General features: G+C 73.5%; 1 protein-coding gene. It reads right to left on the bottom strand.

Annotated elements, in window-relative coordinates:
* The coding region (locus tag VB737_RS07220; RefSeq protein ID WP_500312240.1) for an AAA ATPase domain-containing protein at positions 1 to 1,031 on the bottom strand (1,031 nt) is incomplete at its 3' end.
* Between the last annotated feature and the right edge of the window lie 2 nt (positions 1,032 to 1,033).

Genomic DNA, 1,033 nt, shown 5'->3' with positions numbered 1-1,033 from the left:
GGGCCGTCGTCGCGCAGCACCAGCCGACCGTCGCCGCCCAGCTCCCGCACCTGGGGGTGGGTGGGCTGGCCGCGCAGCAGCAGGTCCACGGTGCCGGCCACGTCGCGGTGCACGAGCCAGCGGTGGCGGCTGTGCATCTCCACCGCCAGAGGAAAGGTGGGCTCGGCGGCCCGTTCCAGCACGGTCTTCTGGGTGCGGCGCCGGCGCGCCTCCTCATCCCCCAGGGTCACCGACTGGATGCCGCCCACCAGGTCGCTGAGGGTGGGGTTGCGGATCAGGTTGGCCAGTTCGTTGCCGTGGGCCGTGGCCACCAGCATCACGCCCCGTTCGGCGATGGTGCGGGCCGCCTGGGCCTCCAGTTCGGTGCCGATCTCATCGATCACGATGACTTCGGGCATGTGGTTCTCCACCGCCTCGATCATCACCTGGTGCTGCAGTTCCGGGCGGGCCACCTGCATGCGCCTGGCTCGCCCGATGGCGGGATGGGGGATGTCGCCGTCCCCGGCGATCTCGTTGCTGGTATCGATCACCACCACCCGGCGCTGCAGGTCGTCGGCGAGCACCCGGGCTATCTCCCGCAGGGCCGTGGTCTTGCCCACCCCGGGGCGGCCCATCAGCAGCAGCGACTGGCCCGTGTCCAGCAGGTCGCGCACCATCGCCACCGTGCCGAACACGGCCCGGCCCACCCGGCAGGTGAGCCCCACCACGTCGCCGGTGCGGTTGCGGATGGCGCTGATGCGGTGCAGGGTGCGCTCGATGCCGGCCCGGTTGTCGCCGCCGAAGGGGCCGAGACGCTGCAGCACCGCCGCCAGATCGGAACGCTCGATCGCGTCATGGCCCAGGGCCCGCACCCGGCCGGGGTAGCGGGCCTCGGGCACCCGGCCCAGGTCGAGCACCACCTCCAGCAGCCCCTCCCGCGGCTCCGGCCCCGCCAGGGCCCGCTGCACCACGGGCGGCAGCACGGCCAGCAGACGATCCAGGTCGTCGGTGACCCGCTGGGGGGAGAGGGACGGGGGGGGCGAAGGCTCCAGGG

The sequence above is a fragment of the Synechococcus sp. BA-120 BA3 genome (assembly GCF_034931285.1).
GTDB lineage: Bacteria > Cyanobacteriota > Cyanobacteriia > PCC-6307 > Cyanobiaceae > Cyanobium.
Note: the sequence above shows the minus strand (reverse complement) of the source record. Positions and strands in the feature narration are given on the sequence as shown.